17 protein-coding genes are annotated in these 18,916 nt (G+C 74.4%); 9 read left to right on the forward strand and 8 right to left on the reverse strand.

The window, feature by feature from the left end; translation table 11 throughout:
• The first annotated feature begins 26 nt into the window (after nucleotides 1–26).
• Together K1T35_RS28155 and K1T35_RS28160 are read left to right on the forward strand one after the other, a co-directional pair.
• Nucleotides 27–860 (forward strand): alpha/beta fold hydrolase, encoded by an 834-nt coding sequence (locus tag K1T35_RS28155; protein ID WP_220254829.1) that lies wholly within the window; start codon nucleotides 27–29, stop codon nucleotides 858–860.
• Nucleotides 861–913: 53 nt separating this feature from the next.
• Nucleotides 914–1,744, forward strand: coding sequence for an HPP family protein (locus K1T35_RS28160; RefSeq protein ID WP_220254830.1), 831 nt, complete (start codon nucleotides 914–916; stop codon nucleotides 1,742–1,744).
• Nucleotides 1,745–1,893: 149 nt separating this feature from the next.
• Here K1T35_RS28160 and K1T35_RS28165 read toward each other — a convergent pair whose 3' ends face one another.
• The 3 genes from K1T35_RS28165 to K1T35_RS28175 are packed head-to-tail and all read right to left on the reverse strand — an operon-like array spanning nucleotide 1,894 to nucleotide 4,481.
• Nucleotides 1,894–2,886 carry a sialidase family protein gene (locus K1T35_RS28165; protein ID WP_220254831.1) on the reverse strand — a complete coding sequence of 331 codons (993 nt, stop codon included), beginning with the start codon at nucleotides 2,884–2,886 and terminating at the stop codon, nucleotides 1,894–1,896.
• 14 nt (nucleotides 2,887–2,900) lie between these two features.
• Nucleotides 2,901–3,779: a dihydrodipicolinate synthase family protein gene (locus K1T35_RS28170; RefSeq protein ID WP_220254832.1), complete on the reverse strand. Its 879-nt coding sequence runs from the start codon at nucleotides 3,777–3,779 to the stop codon at nucleotides 2,901–2,903.
• Nucleotides 3,780–3,809: 30 nt separating this feature from the next.
• Nucleotides 3,810–4,481, reverse strand: coding sequence for a GntR family transcriptional regulator (locus K1T35_RS28175; RefSeq protein WP_220254833.1), 672 nt, complete (start codon nucleotides 4,479–4,481; stop codon nucleotides 3,810–3,812).
• A gap of 126 nt (nucleotides 4,482–4,607) precedes the next feature.
• Here K1T35_RS28175 and K1T35_RS28180 point away from each other — a divergent pair, with 126 nt between their 5' ends.
• The 3 genes from K1T35_RS28180 to K1T35_RS28185 all read left to right on the forward strand — a co-directional run bounded on the left by K1T35_RS28180 (nucleotide 4,608) and on the right by K1T35_RS28185 (nucleotide 6,479).
• On the forward strand, nucleotides 4,608–5,972 hold the full coding sequence (locus tag K1T35_RS28180) for an MFS transporter (RefSeq protein WP_220254834.1): 1,365 nt from the start codon (nucleotides 4,608–4,610) through the stop codon (nucleotides 5,970–5,972).
• An 85-nt stretch (nucleotides 5,973–6,057) separates the two neighbouring features.
• A complete protein-coding gene (locus tag K1T35_RS49830; RefSeq protein ID WP_370645148.1) occupies nucleotides 6,058–6,225 on the forward strand; it encodes a VOC family protein in 168 nt (55 codons plus the stop codon).
• Entirely contained in the window at nucleotides 6,162–6,479 is a 318-nt protein-coding gene (locus K1T35_RS28185) for a VOC family protein (protein WP_220254835.1), read from the forward strand. The genes K1T35_RS49830 and K1T35_RS28185 overlap by 64 nt, the downstream gene beginning before the upstream one ends.
• Nucleotides 6,480–6,490: 11 nt before the next feature.
• Here the strand turns inward: K1T35_RS28185 and K1T35_RS28190 are convergent, their stop codons facing one another.
• The 5 genes from K1T35_RS28190 to K1T35_RS28210 all read right to left on the reverse strand — a co-directional run bounded on the left by K1T35_RS28190 (nucleotide 6,491) and on the right by K1T35_RS28210 (nucleotide 16,294).
• Nucleotides 6,491–10,939: a hypothetical protein gene (locus K1T35_RS28190; protein WP_220254836.1), complete on the reverse strand. Its 4,449-nt coding sequence runs from the start codon at nucleotides 10,937–10,939 to the stop codon at nucleotides 6,491–6,493.
• Nucleotides 10,932–11,669: a hypothetical protein gene (locus K1T35_RS28195; protein ID WP_220262905.1), complete on the reverse strand. Its 738-nt coding sequence runs from the start codon at nucleotides 11,667–11,669 to the stop codon at nucleotides 10,932–10,934. The genes K1T35_RS28190 and K1T35_RS28195 overlap by 8 nt, the downstream gene beginning before the upstream one ends.
• A 56-nt stretch (nucleotides 11,670–11,725) precedes the next feature.
• A complete protein-coding gene (locus K1T35_RS28200) occupies nucleotides 11,726–13,195 on the reverse strand; it encodes a hypothetical protein (RefSeq protein ID WP_255620814.1) in 1,470 nt (489 codons plus the stop codon).
• A gap of 28 nt (nucleotides 13,196–13,223) precedes the next feature.
• Nucleotides 13,224–15,077: a hemerythrin domain-containing protein gene (locus K1T35_RS49105; protein ID WP_255620815.1), complete on the reverse strand. Its 1,854-nt coding sequence runs from the start codon at nucleotides 15,075–15,077 to the stop codon at nucleotides 13,224–13,226.
• A 164-nt stretch (nucleotides 15,078–15,241) separates the two neighbouring features.
• Nucleotides 15,242–16,294: an SDR family oxidoreductase gene (locus K1T35_RS28210; protein ID WP_220254837.1), complete on the reverse strand. Its 1,053-nt coding sequence runs from the start codon at nucleotides 16,292–16,294 to the stop codon at nucleotides 15,242–15,244.
• A 76-nt stretch (nucleotides 16,295–16,370) separates the two neighbouring features.
• Between K1T35_RS28210 and K1T35_RS28215 the strand changes: the two genes are divergently transcribed.
• The 4 genes from K1T35_RS28215 (at nucleotide 16,371) to K1T35_RS28230 (ending at nucleotide 18,911) form a co-directional block, all read left to right on the forward strand.
• Nucleotides 16,371–16,910, forward strand: a complete 540-nt coding sequence (locus K1T35_RS28215; RefSeq protein ID WP_220254838.1) for a DUF1360 domain-containing protein — start codon at nucleotides 16,371–16,373, stop codon at nucleotides 16,908–16,910.
• A gap of 83 nt (nucleotides 16,911–16,993) precedes the next feature.
• Entirely contained in the window at nucleotides 16,994–17,623 is a 630-nt protein-coding gene (locus K1T35_RS28220; protein WP_220254839.1) for a protein-L-isoaspartate(D-aspartate) O-methyltransferase, read from the forward strand.
• Nucleotides 17,620–18,192: a nucleotidyltransferase family protein gene (locus K1T35_RS28225; protein ID WP_255620816.1), complete on the forward strand. Its 573-nt coding sequence runs from the start codon at nucleotides 17,620–17,622 to the stop codon at nucleotides 18,190–18,192. The genes K1T35_RS28220 and K1T35_RS28225 overlap by 4 nt, the downstream gene beginning before the upstream one ends.
• Nucleotides 18,189–18,911, forward strand: coding sequence for a metallophosphoesterase (locus K1T35_RS28230; protein WP_255620817.1), 723 nt, complete (start codon nucleotides 18,189–18,191; stop codon nucleotides 18,909–18,911). Before K1T35_RS28225 ends, K1T35_RS28230 begins: the two co-directional genes overlap by 4 nt.
• The last annotated feature ends 5 nt before the right edge of the window (nucleotides 18,912–18,916 follow it).

Below are 18,916 nucleotides of genomic sequence, written 5' to 3' on the forward strand. Positions count from 1 at the left end.
GGCCACCAGCGGAAGGGCTTCCGGCCATGTCGCACATCACCGTCGGGCACGAGAACAGCGCCGAGATCAACCTGCATTACACCGACCGGGGCACGGGCCAGCCGGTCGTCCTGATCCACGGCTACCCGCTCGACGGGGCGTCGTGGGAGAAGCAGGAGGATCGGCTGCTCGACGCCGGGTACCGCGTCATCACCTACGACCGCCGAGGGTTCGGCCAGTCCAGCAAGACCGCCGCCGGCTACGACTACGACACCTTCGCCGACGACCTCGACAAGGTCCTCACCACGCTCGACCTGAACGACGTCGTGCTCGTCGGCTTCTCGATGGGCACCGGCGAAGTGGGCCGCTACCTCGCCCGCCACGGCTCGGGCCGGGTGGCGAAGGCCGTCTTCCTCGCGTCGCTGGAGCCGTACCTGATCAAGACGGACGACAACCCGACCGGCGTGGACCAGGCCGTGTTCGACGGGATCCTCGCCACCGCCCGCAAGGACCGGTACGCCTGGTTCACGCAGTTCTACAACGACTTCTACAACCTCGACGAGACCCTCGGGTCCCGGATCAGCGAGGAGGCCCTGCGCAACAGCTGGAACGTGGCCGCCGGCGCTGGCGCGCTGGCCTCGTGGGCCGTCGTGCCGTCATGGGGCACCGACTTCAGGGCCGACATCCAGAAGATCGACGTGCCCGCCCTGATCGTGCACGGCACCCACGACCGGATCCTGCCGATCGACGCCACCGGCCGCGAGTTCGCCAAGCGCCTCCCGAACGCACGCTACGTCGAGATCGACGGCGCGCCGCACGGCATGCTGTGGACGCACGGCGACGAGGTCAGCGACCTGCTGGTGGAGTTCCTCGCCGGCTGACGATCATGTGGCGGGCGCTGACGCATGTCGGTGCCCGCCGCTACGGTCAGCGCATGGCTCTGCGCGCACGGGACATCATGACGACCCGCGTCGTCACGGTCGGCCCCGACGACACCCTCGACGTGGCCGTGCACAAGATGACCGAGCTGAGGTTCAGCGCTCTGCCGGTGATCGACCGGAGGTTCCGCCTCGTCGGGATGATCAGCCTGCTCGACGTGCTGCGCCACCGCGAGAACGGCGGCGCCGACTCCACGCGGGTCGGCGCCGTGATGAACCCCGACGTGCTGTCCGTACCGCCACGGGCGAGCCTCGGCCTGCTCGCCCACCGCCTGCGTTCCTACGGCGAGCTGCGCGTGATGCCCGTGGTCGACGGAGCCGTGCTCGTCGGGATCGTCACCCGCAGCGACCTGCTGCGCGCCCGCTCCCGGCCGGGCCCGCTCGGGCGGCTGGTGCAGCGCTTCACCGGCGACGACGACGTGGTGGGCCCGCTGCCGGCCCGCCGGAGGGCCGCCTCTCACCCGGGCACGGATCAGGTGCGCGCCGCCATGACGAGCGAGGTCGTCACCGCTCGCGCCACCGAGCAGACCGACGCGGTCGCCGCCCGGCTCGTGGAGCGGCGGCACCGCTCGCTCCCGGTGGTCGACGAGCAGCGGCGCCTCGTCGGGCTGGTCAGCGAGGCCGACCTCCTCGGCAAGGAGCCCCTGTCCGGGCGCACCAACGGCCGCACGGTCGCGTCGGTCATGACGAAGGACGTGATCACGCTCTCGCCCGACGACTCCATCTCGAGCGCCCGCCTCCTCGTCGCCGAGCACGGGCTGCGCATGGTGCCCGTGGTGGAGGACGGCCGGGTGGTGGGGGTGCTGAGCCGCAGTGACCTCGTGTAGTCGGTCCGGTGGTCGAGTAGCGCCGGCCCGTCAGGGCCGGCGCGTATCGAGACCACAGCCACGACCTACCTCGAGGTGAGTGGTCTCGATACGGGCCGGCGCTGGGGCGCCGGCCCAACTCGACCACCGGACATCGTCGGGCGCCGTCCCTACTCGACCACCATGAGCGCACTGACCGGTACCTCGGCCAGCACGATCCCCCGCCGCTGCCACGTGTAGCTGATGAACAGGCGGTCGCCGTCGAGCACCGCCGTCGGATACGAGTACTCCCCCGCGCCGCTGGTCAGGACACCGCCGTCGCCGGGGGCGAAGCCGCCTGTCGGGCCGGCTCCGTCGTCGAGGACCAGCACCTGCCGCCAGGTCCACCCGTCGTCGTCCGACACCGAGACGACCAGGGGGCAGCGCGGGCCCCAGTCGGACTCCGACGGGTTGTGCACGCAGGCCACCCGGCCCGACGGCAGCGCAACGGCGGCGAGCCCGGAGTTGCCGTTCGGCAGGTCGGTCGGTGCGGCCGTGGTCCAGGTTCGGCCGCCGTCCGGCGAATCAGACCGATGAGCGCGGCCCTCGGTACTGCGCATCAGCGCCACCGGCCTCGAGGCGCCCCACCACAATGCGGGCTGGATGTGGCCCGCACCGCGCAGGGCCGACCGGTCCACCGGGATCGGCGCGCGCTCCCAGGTGTGCCCGCCGTCGGCCGAGACGTCGACGAAGGGACTCCAGCGTGGCCGCTCACCCCACTCCTCGACCGATGCCGGGGCGAGCCAGAGCCCATCGGGCGTGCGCAGTGGCGGGTTCTTGACAGGGCCGCGACCGCCGGAGCGGTCGCCGGGCACCAGCTCGCGCACCGGCTCCCATGTCGCGCCGCCGTCGAGTGAGCGCGTGACGAGCGTGATCCACTCCGAGATCCGCTCGCCCGCCTTGCAGAAGAGCCACAACGCGCCATCGGGGCCCGGTGCGAGCACGGGGTTCCAGTGGGCAACGTCCCACCCGGTGTCGAGCGTCCTGATCCCGGCCGGCCCGGCGATGCGGATCCGGTTGTCGGGCGTGCCCTCGCGCGTGCCGGCGAACCAGGCGACGACCGGGCGCCCATCGACGACCGCGACCGTCGAGGCGTGGCATTGCACCCCCTCGTCGGGGGTCACGAACGAGCGCGTGATCACGCCACCGGGACGGGCCCCGCGAGCCGGGCGATCCGGTCGAGCGCGGCGGCCGGGACGTCGGGCGACGGCATGCGCAGCGCGCCGGTGCCGTGGCCGAGGTGGCGCAGCGCGGCCTTGATCCCCTCGACGGTGCCGGCCAGCGCGTCGAGCACGGCGTCCGCGCGGACCTGCGCGGCCCGTTCGGCCTCGGTGTCGCCCGCGGCCACGGCGTCGGCGAGCGCGGTGAACGGCTCCGGGAACGCTGCCGAGAGCCCGGACACGATCCCGGTCCCGCCGGCCCGCACGACCGCGGGAAGGGTGGTGTCGGCCCCGGACCACAACTGGGCGCCCGCCGGCAACGCGGCGACGTACTCGGCGAGCCGCTCGTTCGCCGCTCCCGAGAGCTTCACACCGGCCAGCCCGACATGGGCGGCGAGCTCGCCGAACTCCGCCGGGTCGAGGGCCACGCCGGTGCGCTCGGTGAAGAGGTACCCGTACACGCGCGCCGGGCCCGCCGCGTCGACCACGGCGGCCATGTGCCGGGCCACCGCCGCGGCGTCCACGGGGAGGTAGTACGGCGTCAGCGCCGCGATGCGGCGGCCGCCGAGCGCGACCGCGTCGCGGGTGAGCGCCACCGACTCGCGGGTGCCGGCCGCACCCACGTGCACCACGACCCGGTCCGGACCGTGCGCGTCGAGGGCGAGCTCGGTGAGCGTGCGCCGCTCTGCGCGGTCGAGCGCCGGGAACTCCCCGGTGGTCCCGGACACGAACACCCCGTCGACCCGCCCGGCGAGCGCCGCGTGGTGCGCGACCGTGGTGTCCCGGTCGAGCTCGCCGTCCGCGTCGAAGAAGGTCGGGACGGCAGCGAGGACCTCAGCGCGTGCTGATTCGGGCATGGGTCTCCCTCGGTTCGTGCGTGTCGTGGGTCAGGACGCGCGGCGCGTGCGCTCGGCGAGCACCGTGCGCATGCGGCCGCACGAGCCGTCGAGGTGCTCGTCCAGCGCGGCGAGCGCCGGTGCGAGCTCGCCCGTGCGGACGATCTCGGCGAGGTCGGCGTGGTCCTGCGCGATGGGGGTGAGGTCGCGATCGGTGGTGTTGGTGACGGCGAGCATCGCGGCGAAGAGCGGCCGGTGCAGGGCCCAGGTGGCCGCCAGCCTCCGGTTGCCGCCCATGTCGTAGAAGGCGCTGTGGAAGTCGAGGTCGGCGGCGGCGAAGGCGGGCGGATCGGCGTCGGCCGCCGCCGCGCGCATCCGGGCCACCGCGCCGTCGAGGGGAGTCCAGGTGACGCTCTCCCGCCGGGCGATCACGTCCCGGACCGCCCGTCCCTCCAGGGCGGAGCGCACGGCGTAGAGCTCGACGATGTCGTCCTCGGAGAGGCCACGGACGTAGACCCCGCGCCGCCGGGTCTCCACCAGACCCTCCAGCTCCAGCTGGCGCAGCGCGTCACGGACGGGGCCGCGGCTCACTCCGAACCGCTCCGCCATCCACCCCTCCACCAGGTGGGTGCCCGCCTCCAGCTCGCCGCGCACGATCAGCGCGCGCACCTGGGCGAGCAGCTGCTCACCCAACGGCGGCCGGTGGACGGGGCTGACGATCATCGGCACTCCTCGTTCGGATGCGGTAACCCTAGGCGCCCGCCCGGTCGACGGTCAACGTCAACCGTTGACGGTTAACCGTAGACAGGTCATAGTTTCGCCACCACCCACTCCGAGAGGGGCTGTCGCATGGCCGCGACCGTCGCGCAACCAGATCGCCGCTACGCCTGGAAGGTCACGGCGTCGAGCTTCCTGGGCAACACGCTGGAGTACTACGACTTCCTGGTCTACGGCACGGCAGCAGCCGTCGTGTTCCCCCAGGTCTTCTTCCCCGACAGCACCGGCTTCGTCGCGACCCTGGCCGCCTTCGGGACGTTCGCCGTCGGGTTCCTGGCCCGTCCGCTGGGCGGGCTGTTCTTCGGCCGCCGCGGCGACATGCACGGCCGCAAGTCCACGCTACTGGTCACGCTCACCGTGATGGGCATCAGCACGATCCTCATCGGCCTGCTGCCCGGGTACGACACGATCGGCATCTGGGCGCCCGTGCTGCTGGTGGTGCTCCGACTGGCACAGGGCTTCGCCGTGGGAGGCGAGTGGGGCGGTTCGATGATCATCGTGCTGGAGTCGGCGCCACCGAGCCGGCGCGGGTTCTTCACGGCATGGCCGAACACCGGCGGGTTCTCCGCGCAGATCCTCATCACGCTGTCGTTCGCGTGGGTCTACACGCTCCCCGAAGCGGACCTGCTGTCGTGGGGTTGGCGGGTGCCGTTCCTGCTCTCGGCCGTGATCCTGGTCGTGACGTTCTGGATGCGGCGCAGCCTGTCCGAGACCCCGGTCTTCAACGAGTCGGTTGCCCCCGTCGCCGGGGAGCCGGGCGCGAAGACCGGGGGCGGCACGATCGTCTCGACCTTCCGCGACGACTGGCGCAGCCTCCTGCTGATCCTCGGCCTGCGCTTCGCCGAGGCGCTGCCCTATTTCCTGCTCACCGTGTTCGCCCTGTCCTACGGCAACGGCACCCTCGGGATCGAGCGCAGCACGCTCAACAACGCCATCCTGGTCGTCTCCGTGCTGGCGTTCGTCTCGCACGGCGTGTTCGCCGCGGTGTCGGACCGCGTCGGCCGCCGCCCGGTCTACTTCTTCGGGTCCGTGGTCGTGTTCGTCATGGCCTTCCCGTTCTTCGGGCTGCTGCACACCGGGTCGTTCCTGCTGATCACGCTCGGCTACGTCCTGGTGCTCAACCTCGGGCACAACGCGATCAACGCGGTGCAGCCCGCCTTCTTCGCGGAGCTGTTCCCCGCCGACCGGCGCTACACCGGCGCCGCGGCGGGCCGCGAGATCGCCTCGATCCTCGCGGGCGGGCTCACCCCGTTCATCGCCACGGCGCTCGCCGGGCCCGACGGCACCCGCTGGCCGCTGGTGGCCGGCTACGTGATGATCGGTGCCGTGATCTCCATGATCGCGGTGTGGAAGGCGCCGGAGACGTTCCGACGCGACCTGCGCAAGACGAGCACCGCACCAGTAACCGCGACAGAGGCCGCGGCGACCGGCCACTGACCGGACCACTCCGCACGGTGGGGGCGCGGCGGCGAGTCCGCCGCACGCGCTACCGCCGGGACGGCCGGCGTGCCACGATCGGCCCGTGCCCGTCACACAAGGCTTCAACCACGTAGCCACCGTCACGTCCGATCTCGATCGGCTGATCAGGTTCTACGTCGAAGCGTTCGGGGCGACGTCACCTTCGAGATGGCGGCGACCGACGACCACCCGCGGATGGCGATCATCGACCTCGGCGGGGGCGCCGCGCTGAACGCCTTCGAAGTGGCCGAGGAGTCGATCGTCGGCGAGCGCCGGGCCATGGGTGGCCGAGGCCCGATCGACCACTTCGGACTCGCCGTCGACTCGCGCGCCACGCTCGACGTGCTGCGCGAGCGGATGGTGGCCGCCGGCGCGGAGATCGGCGAGATCCAGCGCCTCGGCGGCGAATGGTCGCTGTTCTTCCGTGATCCGGACGGCATGGAGCTCGACGTCTGCGCGCACGCCGGTCCGGACGGCACCGACTGACGAACACGGCGTCAGCCGGGGATCGGCTCCGGCCGCCGGAACACCCTTGCCGCCGCCACCTGGCCGCTGCCGTCGGGTGCGTCCAGCTCGGCGAGCTGCCGCGCCACGCGATCGTCGACCGAAAGGTACTTGCGCCCCGCGCGCAGGTCGGCGTCGTTCCGCAGCCGGATGATCAGCGGGAACGCGCTCAGCGCTCCGGCATCGAAGAGGCCGGTCGTGTAGATCAGCTGCACGCCCAGCGCGCGGGCCACGCCGAACTGCAGCTCCAGCAGGTAGCCGGCTGACGCGCGACCGATCGGGTTGTCCAGGAACAGCACGCCCGCGTGCGCCCGCCTGCCATGGCCGCGCTGGTGGGCGCGCAGGGCGGCCATCGTGCAGTACAGGACGATCGCGGCCGTCAGCTGCTGCCCGCCGGAGAACACGTCGCGGATCTCCGACACCCGCAGCCGCTCGGTGCGCAGCACCGCGTCGGGCTTGAGCATCTCCACGCGCACGCCCTTCGGCATCGCCGCGCGCACGCCCCGCAGCAGCAGTGACATGCCGTCGCGGCGGTCCCGGGCGTTGCCGGTGCGCTCGCCCGCGGTGCGGTCCACGACCTCGCCGAGCTCGTGCAGCAACGCGGCGTCGTCGACCTCGTCGAAGCGGATGCGCAGGAACTGCTGGCCGGACCAGTCCGAAAGGCCCTCGGGCAGCTCGGAGAGCCGCTGCGCGAGCCGCAGCGTGCGCAGGGCCTCGCCCACCATCCCGTGCAGGCGCGTCACGATCCCCGAGCGGTGCCGGCCGATCGTCGCGAGGTCGTCGTCGAGCGAGCGCAACCGGGGGCGCAGGGCCTGCTCCCACTCGGGCGCGAGCCCCGGCATCTCCGCGCGGGCCACCCCGAGGAGGTGGCTGCGCACCGGGCTCGCCACGGACGAGAAGCGGGTCTCCTGCGCGAACTGGGCCACCGCGTCCACGGCGGCGCGCACCGCGCGCTCGGCGGCCGCCCGGTCCCGTGCGGCGTCGCGCACGGCCGCCCGCAGCTCCTTCCAGCGCCCCAGCGCGGCGTCGACGTCACCCGCGAACGGGGCCACGCCCGGCTCCGCCGCCTCGACAGCGGTGTCGTCCAGGCCGGCCACCACGTGCCGGAACCCCTCGGCCGACGCCTCCGCCGCGCGGCGGGTGGACTCCGCCGCCGCGGCCGCGTCCCGGGCGGCGCTCGCCTCTGCGGTGGCCGCCCGCATGTCGCGCTCGGCCCGCTCGACCAGCTCGCGGCCCTGCTCGACATCGGTGGGCTCGCCGTAGGGCTCGACGGGCCGCGGACCCGCCGGGAACCGGCCGGCCTCCCGCTTGGCCACCGCGAGCTCCGCGCCCGCCTCCCGCAGTTCCTCGGCGCAGCGGGCGAGCGCCGACCCGGCCTGGGCCGTCGCGGCCCGGCGCGTGGCGGGGTCGGCGGCGTCGGGTGAGTGCAGCAGCGCGTCGGCGGCCGCCCGCACCTCGCCGGGCAGCTCGTCGAAGGCGGCCTGCGCCGCCCTCGCGTCCCGCTCCGCGTCGCCAAGGCGGGCCCGCAGGTCGGCATCGACCTCGGCAGCCGAGTACGCGGCCTCGGCGTTGCGGTACTCGGCCCGTAGCACCTCGAGGGCCCTGTCCGGAAGATCACCGTCCGGAAGATCACCGTCTGGCTCGACGCCATCCAGGGGCAGCTCCGCGAGTTCCGTCCGGCTCGAGTCGGCCACGGCCCGCTGCCGGTCCCGGACGCGGCGGGCATCGTCGGCGTCGCGGCGGGCGTCGGCCGCCTCGGCGCGCGCGGTCGCGGCCGCGGCCTCGGCACGCTCGACGGCGACCGTCGCGGCCCGCACCTGCTCGTCGAGCTCCGGTCGCCGCCGCACCTCGGCCAGCAGCGCGACGAGCGCGGCGGCGCGGGTCCGGGCCGCGTCGACGGCGGCGGCGAGCCGGGGCGCGTCCTGCTCGAGGCGGTCGGCCCGCTCGTCGAGCCCTGCGACATCGGCGTCGGCCACCTCGGCCTCCCGGGAGGCGCCCGCGAGGGCCGAGCGCGCCGTGTCGGCGGCCTCGGCGAGCACGTCGTGCTCCCCTGCCGGGTGCCGCTTCCGCCAGTCGCGCAGCCGGGCGAGCAGGGCGCGGTCGGCCTCGAGGCCGGCGCCGAGCGACTCCAGCGCCGCGGCGCGCTCGGCGGTCTCCCGATCCAGCTCGGCGCGGACCTGCTCGGCCGCCGCCTCGTCGACCATCGCCGGATTCGGCGACACCACGAAGTCGACGCCAGGAGCGTTCCCGCCTGCCTCCACCGACGCGGTGGCGCCCACGGCCACGGCAGCGCACGGCAGCAGCCGCGCCCGCTCCAGCTCCTCGCGGGCGCGCGGCGCGTCGTCGGGGTTGTTGAGCAGCACGCCCGCCACCAGGTGCGGGAGCCGCTCGACGACGACCGTGCGCTGTGCCCGCGGAAGCGTCGCGAGGTAGCGCCAGCCGGAGTACGCGGTGATACCGGCGCCCTCGAGCACCGCGAGCACCTGCTCGATCTCGGCGGGTTCGGGCAGCAGCCCGCCCTCCCCGAGGGCGCGCAGCGCCCGTGCGTCGCGGTCCTGGGCGGCGAGCAGCTCCGTGCGCCTGCGGTCCCCCGCGCCGATCGCCGCGACGAGGCGCTCCTCGAGTGCGGACGCGTCGGTGTCGGGCCGGATCTCCTCCACCCCGAGCAGGTCGGCGAGCCGCGGCTCGCCCGCCAGGGCGTCGCGGGCGGCGAGGGCGTCGGAGAGGGCGGACTCCGCGCGTTCCGCGGCCGCGCGAGCCGCATCGTCGGCGCGGCGGGCGGCACTGCGGCGCTCGTCGGCGGCGCGGCGGGCATGCCGCAGCTCGGTCAGCTCGGCGTGCAGGGCGGCCACCTCCGCCTGGGCCGCCGCCTCTTCTTCCCCGGCGGCGGCGCTCGCGGCGGCCACATCGGCGCCCTCGGCGAGGTGACCCGCCGTCACGGCCACGGCCGTGCGCCGCTCGATCCTGGCCAGCTCGGCGCGCGCCTGTTCGGCGGCGGCCCGGTGCGTGGCGGCCGAGCTGACCTGAGCCAGCTCGACCGACCGCGCCGCCTCGGCCCGCTCGTCGGCGGCCGCGGCGGCCTCCTCGGCCGCGGCGGCCGCGTCCTCGGCGTCGCGCACCATCGCCCGCAGTCCCGCGGCGAGCGCGCGGGCCGCGTCCTGGCGTGCCCGCAACGCGGGTCGCGCCCGCTCCTGCTCCGCGTCCACCACTCCGCGCAGCCGCCGCGCCTCGGCCTCGGCGACCCGGTGGCGCAGCACCGGCTCGACGGCCTGCCACGCCGCCACGTGCCGCTCGGCCTCGGCGTGGGCGCGCCGGGCCGCCGCCTCGACCTCCTGCGCGGCCGCCAGTTCCAGCGCGGCGACGCGGCGGCGCAGCTCGGTGGTGACCTCCTGCAGCCCGCGCTCACGCACCTCGGCGGCGCGCACCCGCTCCTGCGCGGCGTCGTGCGCCTGCGCCGCGACGGCCATCCGCTCGTCCTCGGCACCACGGCGGGCGACGATCGCCGCGGCGAGCGCGCGGGCGCCGTCCTGCGCCGCCGCCTCGTCGTGGCGGGCGGCCGCGGCGGCCCGCTCGGCCTCGGTCAGCGGGCCGAGGCGCGTCAACGTGCCCTCGACGAAGTCGCGCTCCTGTTCCAGGTCGGCCCGCTGCGCGAGCCGCGTGGCGTAGCCGGAGACGAGGTCGGCGAGGTTCTGCGGCTCCTCGGCGTCGAGCACGGCGCGCAGCAGGAAGTCGACGAACGCCTCGTCGGTGGGGAACGCGAACGCCTCCGCCGCCTCGCCCTCCCCCGCGTTCATCGCGCGCTGGTAACGGAAGAGCTCGGGGTCGAGGCCCGTGTCGGCGAGGTGGCGCGTCCAGTCCCGCGGCCCGGTCTCCCAGACCAGCTCCAGCGCGGGCAGCGCGCGGTGCCGCTCGGTGAGGCGGTCCTTGAACCCGGTGGTGGTGACGCGGCGGCCGTCGACGGTGAGCGGCAGGTCGTCGAGGCCGAAGCCGGGTGCGGGCCGGAACGAGTACCAGGCGGCGCCGAGCTTCTCCGGGTCCAGCGACGTGACGTGCCCGCGCCACTCGGACACCTTGCCGGTGACGAGCAGCTGCCCGGTGCCGGTGTGCATCCACTCCAGCACGACGTGCGCGACGTCCTCGCCGAGCACGAACTTCTCCAGCACGGTGGTGCTCGTCGTGCCGACGACCTGGCGCCGCCCGGGCAGGAGCACCGAGAACACCAGTTTGAGCAGCACCGACTTGCCGCCACCGTTCTCCAGGAACAGCACCGACGCCGGGGAGGGGCGGCGCGGCACGCGCTCCAGGTCGTCGGGCGCGAACAGGTCGACCTGCTGCGCCGCCTGCACAGCGGGGCCGACGCCGCGCAGGTCGAGCGTGACGTCCTGGTAGCGGGCCCCTGGCGGGCCGACCGAGAACAGCCGGACGCGGGAGAGCTCATACATCGGGCGCCTCGAGACCGTTCGGGGAGCGCAGGGCGCCGCGCGCCGTCGCGACCGGCAGCACGCCGAGCTGCAGCAGCTCGTCGAACGCGCGCTGCGCGGCGAGCTCGCGCACCTGCACCTGGTAGCGCGGGGTGGTGCGGTAGACGCCGCCTTCGGCGCCGACGGCGACGAGGAAGCCCTGGTCGGCGAGGAACCGCAGCGCCTTCCCCACGATCCCGCGGGTGGTCGCCTCGCCGGCGCGCCCGTCCTTGGTGGCCGTTGCCTCCGGCCTGCGCAGCCACGCCCGCCACGCCGCCTCCAGCTGCGGGGCGTCCGACAACGGGTCGGCCTCGCCGCCCGCCGTGCGCTCCTCGAGGGTGCGGCACGCCTCGCGCACGGCCCCGTCGACCTGGTCGACCGACACCCGGCCGACGTAGCTGTCGTCGCCGAGGTCGTCGGGGCGGGGGAAGGCCAGCGCGGCGGCGGCGAGGTGGGCGAGACCGTGCAGCATCTTGTCGCTCTGGCGGTTCTGCAGCACCGTGCGCCGCGCGTACTCGTCCATGCGGATCTCGAACACCGACTCCTCGACCGCGGCCAGCACGATCCCCGACTGCGGACCGACCGCGAGCACGACGAGGCCGAGCCCGGCCGCGACGCGCTGCACGGTGTCGGCGAACCCGTCGTCGTCGCGGTAGCGGCGCACCAGCTCCCCGTAGCCGGCATCGCGGGACGGCAGCGCCTTCGGCCGCATCCCGTGCGCGACGAGCCGCGCCGCGGACTCCACGTCCTGCGGCTGGATCTCCCGAGTCACGCGACCTCCTCGATCTCCGGCTCGCCCGCCAGGACGCCGGCCGTCGTGACCAGCAGGTCCGCCCCGCCGAACTCCGGGTCGCGCAGCACCGTGCCGTCGTCGATCGCGAGCAGGAGCGTCGGGTCGCCCTGGTTGCGGGCGGTCCCGACGCTCGAGCCGACCGCGTGCACCACGCGCAGTGCCACCAGCGTCGGCAGCTCGGGGTCGATCTCCCGCGCGTCGGTGAGCAGCTCGGAAAGGCGCCGCGCGCGCCCGGTGCCGAGCAGCCCGGCCGCCTGCTTCCAGAGGTGCTCGCCGAAGCGCTCCACGGCGGCGGGCGCGAGGTCGGGCTCCACCACCGGCTCCCCGAGCGGGTCGCGCTCGACGGGCGGGGTGAGCAGTGTCTCCACCAGCCCGGTGAGGCTCGGCACGCTCGGCACCCGCACGCCGGCCCCCGCGCCGAAGAACGCCGCGGCCGGCCCGGCGGCGGTGGCGGTGTCCAGGGTGAGGCACGGGCGCAGGAGCTGGCCGAACACGTCGATCGCCGCCCGTTTGGGCCGGCCGCTGAACTGCTGGCGGTCCTGCTCCGCGCGGAAGGTGGCGCCCGCCTCCTGCAGCCGTGCCTGCAGCTGGGTGTGCCGCTGGATGCAGTCGCTCACCACGTCGACGAGCTCGGCGGCTTGGCGGCGGCGCCCCGGCTCGGTGGCCTCGTCGCGGGCGTCGGCGATGTTCGCGAGGATCGCGGTCTCGGCCCGGTAGCGCGACTCGATGTGGGTCAGCGCCTCGTCGAGCAGCTCGGGCACCGCGGCGAGCCAGTCGACCGACCGGACGTCGCGGCGCGTGGCGTCGAGCTTCTGGCGGAGCGCCTCCGCGTACTGCACCGTGCGGTAGCGGGCCTGCTCGGCGGCGAGGCGCGCGTCGCCGAGGCGACCCCGGGCGATCAGGTTCTCCAGCTTCACCTCGGCCGCCACCTGGGCCGACTCGACGTCGGTGTCCAGTGCGCCGACCAGCACGTTGATCGCCTCGTCGGAGGCGCGCAGGTACACCTCGCCGTCCGGGGCGGCCACCTCGACGAGCAGCTTGAAGTCGAAGCGGCGGCGGACGTAGCGCCCGTCCTCGGTGAATGTTCCGTAGTCGACCTGGAACCCGCGGTCGAGGCTCCCGACGTTGATCAGGTTCTCGATCACCCACTGCGCGACGCGCTCGTGCTCCCCCGCGGCCGCGTCGGGCACCTGGGCCGCGACGAACGGCCGCAGCCGCTTCACGACCTGCGCCTGGTCTGCCCCGTGGTCGAAGTCCATGGCCAGCGTGACCTGGTCGATCGCTTGGAGGGCGATCTCGGCCATCTGGTAGCGCGTGGCGTCGACCCAATCGAGGCGGGTCTTGCGGGCGTCCAGGTCGTGCAGCGGCGCCGTGCAGGCGAGCGCCTTGAGCCGGCGGGTGACCCCTTCGTCCACCGCCCGCGGAGCGCCACCGTCCGAAACCACGGAGGGGCACTCTACGGGCGGCCCGGCCTCAGCTGCCGCGGTGGGTGAGCCGGTCGCGCAACCGGTCGACCAGCCCCACACCCGGTCCGGCGAGCTTGTGGAACAGCTCGGTGTGCGGCGCGTTCGGGTGCGGCCGCGTCGGGGCGAGCTTCTTCGCGGTCTCCACCTTCTCGCGCATCTCGACCAGCCGCTCGTGCGGGACCTGCGCGCGCAGCTGCGGGAACTGCTCGGACTCCTCGTCGTGGGCGTGGTGGCGCAGCTGCTCGGTCATCCGGCGCACGAGCCCGTCGAACCGGGGCTCGCTCGCGTCGATGGCCTCCAGCTGCTTCATGATCTCCTCGAGCTGCTTGTGCTCCTCGACGTCGTGCTGGACCTCCTTCTCGCCCTCCGGCAGGTGCTCGCGCATCGCGGGGTAGACGTACGTCTCCTCGGCGATCGCGTGCCGCACGACCTCGGCGATGACCGTGTCGGCGAGGTCGCGTTTCTCCCTGGGATTGGTGCTCCTGGCGATGCGGTCGAGGAGGTCGAGAGCCTCCCGGTGGTCGGTCGTCAGCGCGTCGACGACGTCGGTGGTGGTCTGCTGGGCCACGACGGGCTCCTTCGTGTCAGTTCGGGAACCCGGTGGTACCCCCGCCCGCCGGGAACCAACCTGTCCGGACCGGGTGATGCCAACGTCGGCGAGCAGGCCCGCGACGACCGCGAGGCACGCAGCACCGACGCCGGGCAGCGCGGTCGTCCCGAGAGCCGTGACCGTCCCCGCGAGCACGAGCGCGTGCACGACACCTGCCCGCACGAACACCGCGGTCTCCCCCGACGCCATGCGGATCCCGTGCAGGTGGGCCCGGAGCACCCACAGCCCGGGAACCAGCAGCAGCACCGGCATCCACGCCGCCGCGAGCGCCGCGGGGCCGTCGGGCACTGCGACGAGCGATCGGAGGTAGCCCTCGCCCGCTCCGGAGAGCACGACCACGGCGAACGCGAACGTGAACCCCGCGCCCAGCCAGGCGGCGACCCGCCGAGGCGCCCCGGACGCCGGGCAGCGCCGCAGCGCACGGGCGCAGACCGCCTCCCAGTCGGTGGCGGGCGAGGTGAACAGCATGATCAGCTCGTACAGCGCGGGCCACACCACGAGCGACGCCTCCGCCTCGTGGGCGTGGGCGATCCCGACCGTCGTGATCACCATCGGCGCCATGGCCAGCAGCCGGGTCGACGACAGGTGGGCGTGGACGCGCATCAGCGACAGCGGCTCCAGCGGCCGGGTGCCACCGGGAGCGGGAGCGCGGGCGGCGAGCAGGGCCGCCTCCAGGAAGGCGCCCGCCGACAGGGCGAGCCCGCCGGCCAGCGCACCGCGCTCGGGCCAGAGCGCGACGGCGACGAACGCGAGCGCGCCGGTGCCCACGATCCGCACCGCCGTCGCCGTGACGATCGGGCCGGTCCGCCCCGCATGGACGAGCCTGCCGTGCAGCTCGCGGCGCAACGCGACGCCGAGCGCGTTGGGCGCGAGCGCGACGAGCCCGTCGCGCACGTGCCGTAGTAGCGCCTCGTCCAGCCCGAACACGAGGCCCACGACCTGCGCGGCGGGCGGCACCGCCCCGAGCAGCAGCAGGACGAGGGCACCGGCCGCGCCGACGGCGAGGGCGTAGCGGCGCAGCCCGCGCCGGTCGGCCTCGAGGGCCACCAGCGGGGTGAGCGAGAGGGCAGGGGTGTTGACGACGACGAGCACGGCGAGGCAGATGCCGAGTGCGGCGAGGGCGCGGGCGCCGTCGGCCGACCGGGCGGCCGCCGCGTACACCAGGGGGATCTCGGCGACGAGGACCGACGCCCCGAACGCGGTGGGCAGCCACGTCCGCAGCAGGCCACCTTCCGTCAGCTGTCGATCCACCGAACAGCGGGTACCCGGTACGCACCCACAGCCGCTCGACGGCAGATTGGAGGAACGAGGAATGACGACCGCACCCCCGCATCGGTGCCACCCGCCACGGCGGGCGGTGCGCGGCACCGTCTACACCTGCTGGTGCCGGCGCCGCTGGCTGGCGTTCGACAGCGTCACGATCCGCGACGGGACCGTCTGCGCCCTGCGCCCGGACTGGCGAGCGGTCGGCGAGGCGCAGGAACTCTGATCGCAGCCACGCCGGCCCCGGCAAGTGCGAGAGCGCCCAGCGCGACACCACGGTGCCGGATCAGCCATGCCTGCGGGCTGTGCGCGTGTGCCTCGTCGTCGAACTCGCCGTGGGCGCCGAGGTCACCGGCGGGAGGCTGCCAGGTGTTCGTGCCGGGTGACGGCGGGTCGTGCGCCGGTTCCTGCTGGCCCGCGACGGCGGTGCGCGCCAGGTAGCGGTCCATCAGCGCGGGCGCGATCCGGTTCGCGAGGATGGTGGCAACGGTCGACGCGCCGACCCAGGTCGAGCGCCGCGGGCGCCGGGCCACCTCCGCGATGGCGCGTGCGGCGATCTCCGGCTGGTAGACCGGAGCCAAAGGCCGCGGCTGGTGCGCGATGCCGCGGTGGAGCACCTCGTCGAACTGGGGTGTGTTGACGCCGGGCAGGTGCACCTCGCACAGCCGCACCGGCGAGCGCCTGCACCGCAGCTCGGTGCGCACCGCCTCGGTGAACCCGACGATCGCGTGCTTCGCGCCGCAGTACGCGGCCTGCAGGGGGATGCCGCGGAACGCCAGCGCCGACCCGACCTGGATGATCACGCCCCGCCCGCGCGGGGCCATGTGCCGCAACGCCGCGCGCGTGCCGTTGACGAACCCCAGGTACGTGACCTCGGTGATCCGGCGGTACTCGTCGGGCGACAGGTCCTCGAAGAACGTGATCGATCCCGTGAACGCGTTGTTGACCCACACCGAGATGGGTCCGAGCTCGGATTCGACCCTGCGCGCCGCGGCGTCCACGGCGTCGGCGTCGGCGACGTCGGTGGGCACCGGGAGCCCCCGCCTGCCCGCCTCCTCGACATCGGCGACGGCCGCTTCGAGCCCGTCGGCTCCTCGTGCGAGCACGGCGACGTCGTAGCCGCGGACGGCGAACTCCCGCACCACCGCCCGTCCGATCCCGGCCGTGCCCCCCGTGACGACCACGACCGGGTGCTCGCCGTCCATCACCGTCGACCTCCTCCGGTTCGGCTGCACGCTCCGGGGTAGCCCACGGGGCGGCGTCGACACACGGAGACACGACATGAGCCAGCCACGCACGACTCCGTCCGGCAACGACCTCGCCGACGTCACCCGGGACGAGGCGGACGCGTACCGCCACGGCGAGGACCGCCCGCTCGAGGGCTACGTGCTCGTCATGGCGGTCTTCGCAGCGTTCGTCGCGGGTGCGGCAGGCCTTGCGGCGGCAACGGGGCGGCGGCTACCGAACGGGATCGGGCCCTGGGACCTCCTGCTGATCACCGCCGGCACGCACAAACTCTCGCGGACCCTCAGCAAGGACGCGGTCACGAGCCCGCTCCGCGTCCCCTTCGCGCGCTACTCGAGCACCGGCGGACCGGCCGAGGTCATGGAGGACGTCCGCACGGCGAGCGGAGTGCGGCACGCGATCGGCGAGCTGATCACCTGCCCGTTCTGCCTCGACATGTGGATCGCGACGGGCTTCGCGTTCGGGTACGTGTTCGCGCCGCGGGTGACCCGCCTCGTCGCCGCGACGTTCACCGCGCTCGCCGGCGCCGACTTCCTCCAGCTGCTTTACGCGAAGGGCCAGCAGGCGGCTGAATGATCCGGTTTGAATGATTGCGCTGAATGATCTGGTCGGCATGATCTGGGCGGCATGATCTGGGCGGCGGCGGGAACCCGGGGACCATGGCCAGCCGCGCCGACCGGGAACGGGCCGCGATGGTGGATCGCCTGCGCGGCCGCGGGATCAGCGACGACCGCGTCCTGGACGCGATGCGGCTGGTGCCGCGGGAGCGGTTCGTCCCCCGAGGGGTGGCGGGAGCGGCCTACCAGGACAACCCGCTGCCCATCGGCCTCGACCAGACGATCTCCGCGCCGCTGATCGTCGCGTTCAGCGCGGCCGCGGTGCAGGCAGGGCCCGACGCGCACGTCCTCGAGATCGGCACGGGATCCGGGTACGGCGCCGCGGTGCTCTCCCGGTGCCACCGTTCGGTGGTGACGATCGAGCGCCATGCCGAGCTCGCCGACAGGGCCCGCACCGTGCTCGAGTCGCTCGGCTACGACAACGTCGAGGTCCGCACCGGCGACGGCGCGCTCGGCGTGCCCGACCGTGCGCCGTTCGACGGCATCGTCGTCACGGCGATGGCCGAGGACGGGCCGCCGCCCGCGCTGCTGGAGCAGCTCGCACCGGACGCCGCGCTGGTCTGCCCGGTCGGCCGCCACGGGTCCGGGACGCTCTCCCGCTTCCGCAACGGCCGGGAGGAGAACCTCGGGGCCGTCGCGTTCGTGCCGCTGGTGACGGGCGGTGCGAGGTGACCGTCGCGGAGCGGGCGGACCAGGAGCTGCGCGACGCGCTCAAGCGGGTCGCCACGACGCTCAAGGCCGCCGGCGTCTCGTTCGCGCTCGCGGGCGGGTACGCCTCGTGGGCGAGGGGCGGCCCGGAGCCGGTCCACGACGCCGACTTCGTACTCGTGGAGGAGGACGTGCCGCGTGCACTGCAGGCGCTCGCCGACGCCGGCCTGCGCGTCGAACACCCGCCGGAGGACTGGCTGGAGAAGGTCTACGACGGCGACGCGCTCGTCGACCTGATCTTCCGGCCGGCCGACCTGCCCGTCACCCGGGAGCAGCTGGAGCTCGCGGACGAGCTGCGCGTCGACTCGGTGCTCATGCCGGTGCAGCCGGCCACCGACATCCTCGCCTCGAAGGTGCTCGCGCTCTCCGAGCACTTCTGCGACATGGGCCGGATCTTCCCGCACGCCAGGGCGTTGCGGGAGCAGATCGACTGGCCGGCCCTGCGGCGGCAGGTGGCGCACTGGCCGTTCGCACGGGCGTTCCTCGACCTGTGCGACGACCTCGACATCCCGCCCAAGGAGGAGGCACCGTGACAGTTCGCGTGGCCGCGGTCGGGGACGTCCACCTCGGCGAGGGCATGCACGGCTGCTACACCGACGACGTCGCCGCGCTGGAGGGCACGGCCGACGTGCTGCTGCTCGCCGGGGATCTCACCCGCCACGGCACGGTCGCCGAGGCGAAGGTCGTCGCGGGCGAGTTCGCCGGGTCCCCGGTGCCCGTCGTCGCCGTGCTCGGCAACCACGACCTGCACTCCGACGAGGTCGAGGGGGTCACGGCCGCGCTCGAGGAGGCCGGGATCACCGTGCTGGAATGCAGTTCCACGGTGCTGTCCCTCGACGGCGTGCGGCTGGGAATCGCGGGCACCGTCGGGTTCGGCGGTGGGTTCCCGAGCGGGATGGCGGCCGACTTCGGGGAGCCGGAGATGAAGGCGTTCGCCGCCCGCGGCCGCGCGCTCGCCGCCGGCCTCGGCGAGGCGCTGCGCACCCTCGACTGCGACGTGACCGTCGCGCTCACGCACTACGCGCCGATACCCGAGACGCTCGAGGGCGAGCCGCGGGAGATCTACCCGTTCCTCGGCAGCCACCTCCTCGCCGACGTCATCGACAGCTGCGGGGTGGCGCTCGCCCTGCACGGCCACGCCCACGCCGGGTCGCCCGACGGCCGGACCCCCGGCGGCGTGCCCGTGCACAACGTCGCCCGCCCACTGCTGCACCGCCCGTACCGCGTGTTCCCGGTCGAGCCGCCCGAGTAGGAGGA

It is taken from the genome of Pseudonocardia sp. DSM 110487 (assembly GCF_019468565.1).
Classification (GTDB): domain Bacteria; phylum Actinomycetota; class Actinomycetes; order Mycobacteriales; family Pseudonocardiaceae; genus Pseudonocardia.

Excerpts from the sequence above, each read along its gene's own strand:
- K1T35_RS28155 (WP_220254829.1), top strand. The coding sequence starts at position 27 with ATGTCGCACATCACCGTCGGGCACGAGAACAGCGCCGAGATCAACCTG.
- K1T35_RS28160 (WP_220254830.1), top strand. The coding sequence starts at position 914 with ATGGCTCTGCGCGCACGGGACATCATGACGACCCGCGTCGTCACGGTC.
- K1T35_RS28170 (WP_220254832.1), bottom strand. The coding sequence starts at position 3,779 with ATGCCCGAATCAGCACGCGCTGAGGTCCTCGCTGCCGTCCCGACCTTC.
- K1T35_RS28175 (WP_220254833.1), bottom strand. The coding sequence starts at position 4,481 with ATGATCGTCAGCCCCGTCCACCGGCCGCCGTTGGGTGAGCAGCTGCTC.
- K1T35_RS28180 (WP_220254834.1), top strand. The coding sequence starts at position 4,608 with ATGGCCGCGACCGTCGCGCAACCAGATCGCCGCTACGCCTGGAAGGTC.
- K1T35_RS28185 (WP_220254835.1), top strand. The coding sequence starts at position 6,162 with ATGGCGGCGACCGACGACCACCCGCGGATGGCGATCATCGACCTCGGC.
- K1T35_RS28190 (WP_220254836.1), bottom strand. The coding sequence starts at position 10,939 with ATGTATGAGCTCTCCCGCGTCCGGCTGTTCTCGGTCGGCCCGCCAGGG.
- K1T35_RS28195 (WP_220262905.1), bottom strand. The coding sequence starts at position 11,669 with ATGCGGCCGAAGGCGCTGCCGTCCCGCGATGCCGGCTACGGGGAGCTG.
- K1T35_RS28210 (WP_220254837.1), bottom strand. The coding sequence starts at position 16,294 with ATGGACGGCGAGCACCCGGTCGTGGTCGTCACGGGGGGCACGGCCGGG.
- K1T35_RS28215 (WP_220254838.1), top strand. The coding sequence starts at position 16,371 with ATGAGCCAGCCACGCACGACTCCGTCCGGCAACGACCTCGCCGACGTC.
- K1T35_RS28220 (WP_220254839.1), top strand. The coding sequence starts at position 16,994 with ATGGCCAGCCGCGCCGACCGGGAACGGGCCGCGATGGTGGATCGCCTG.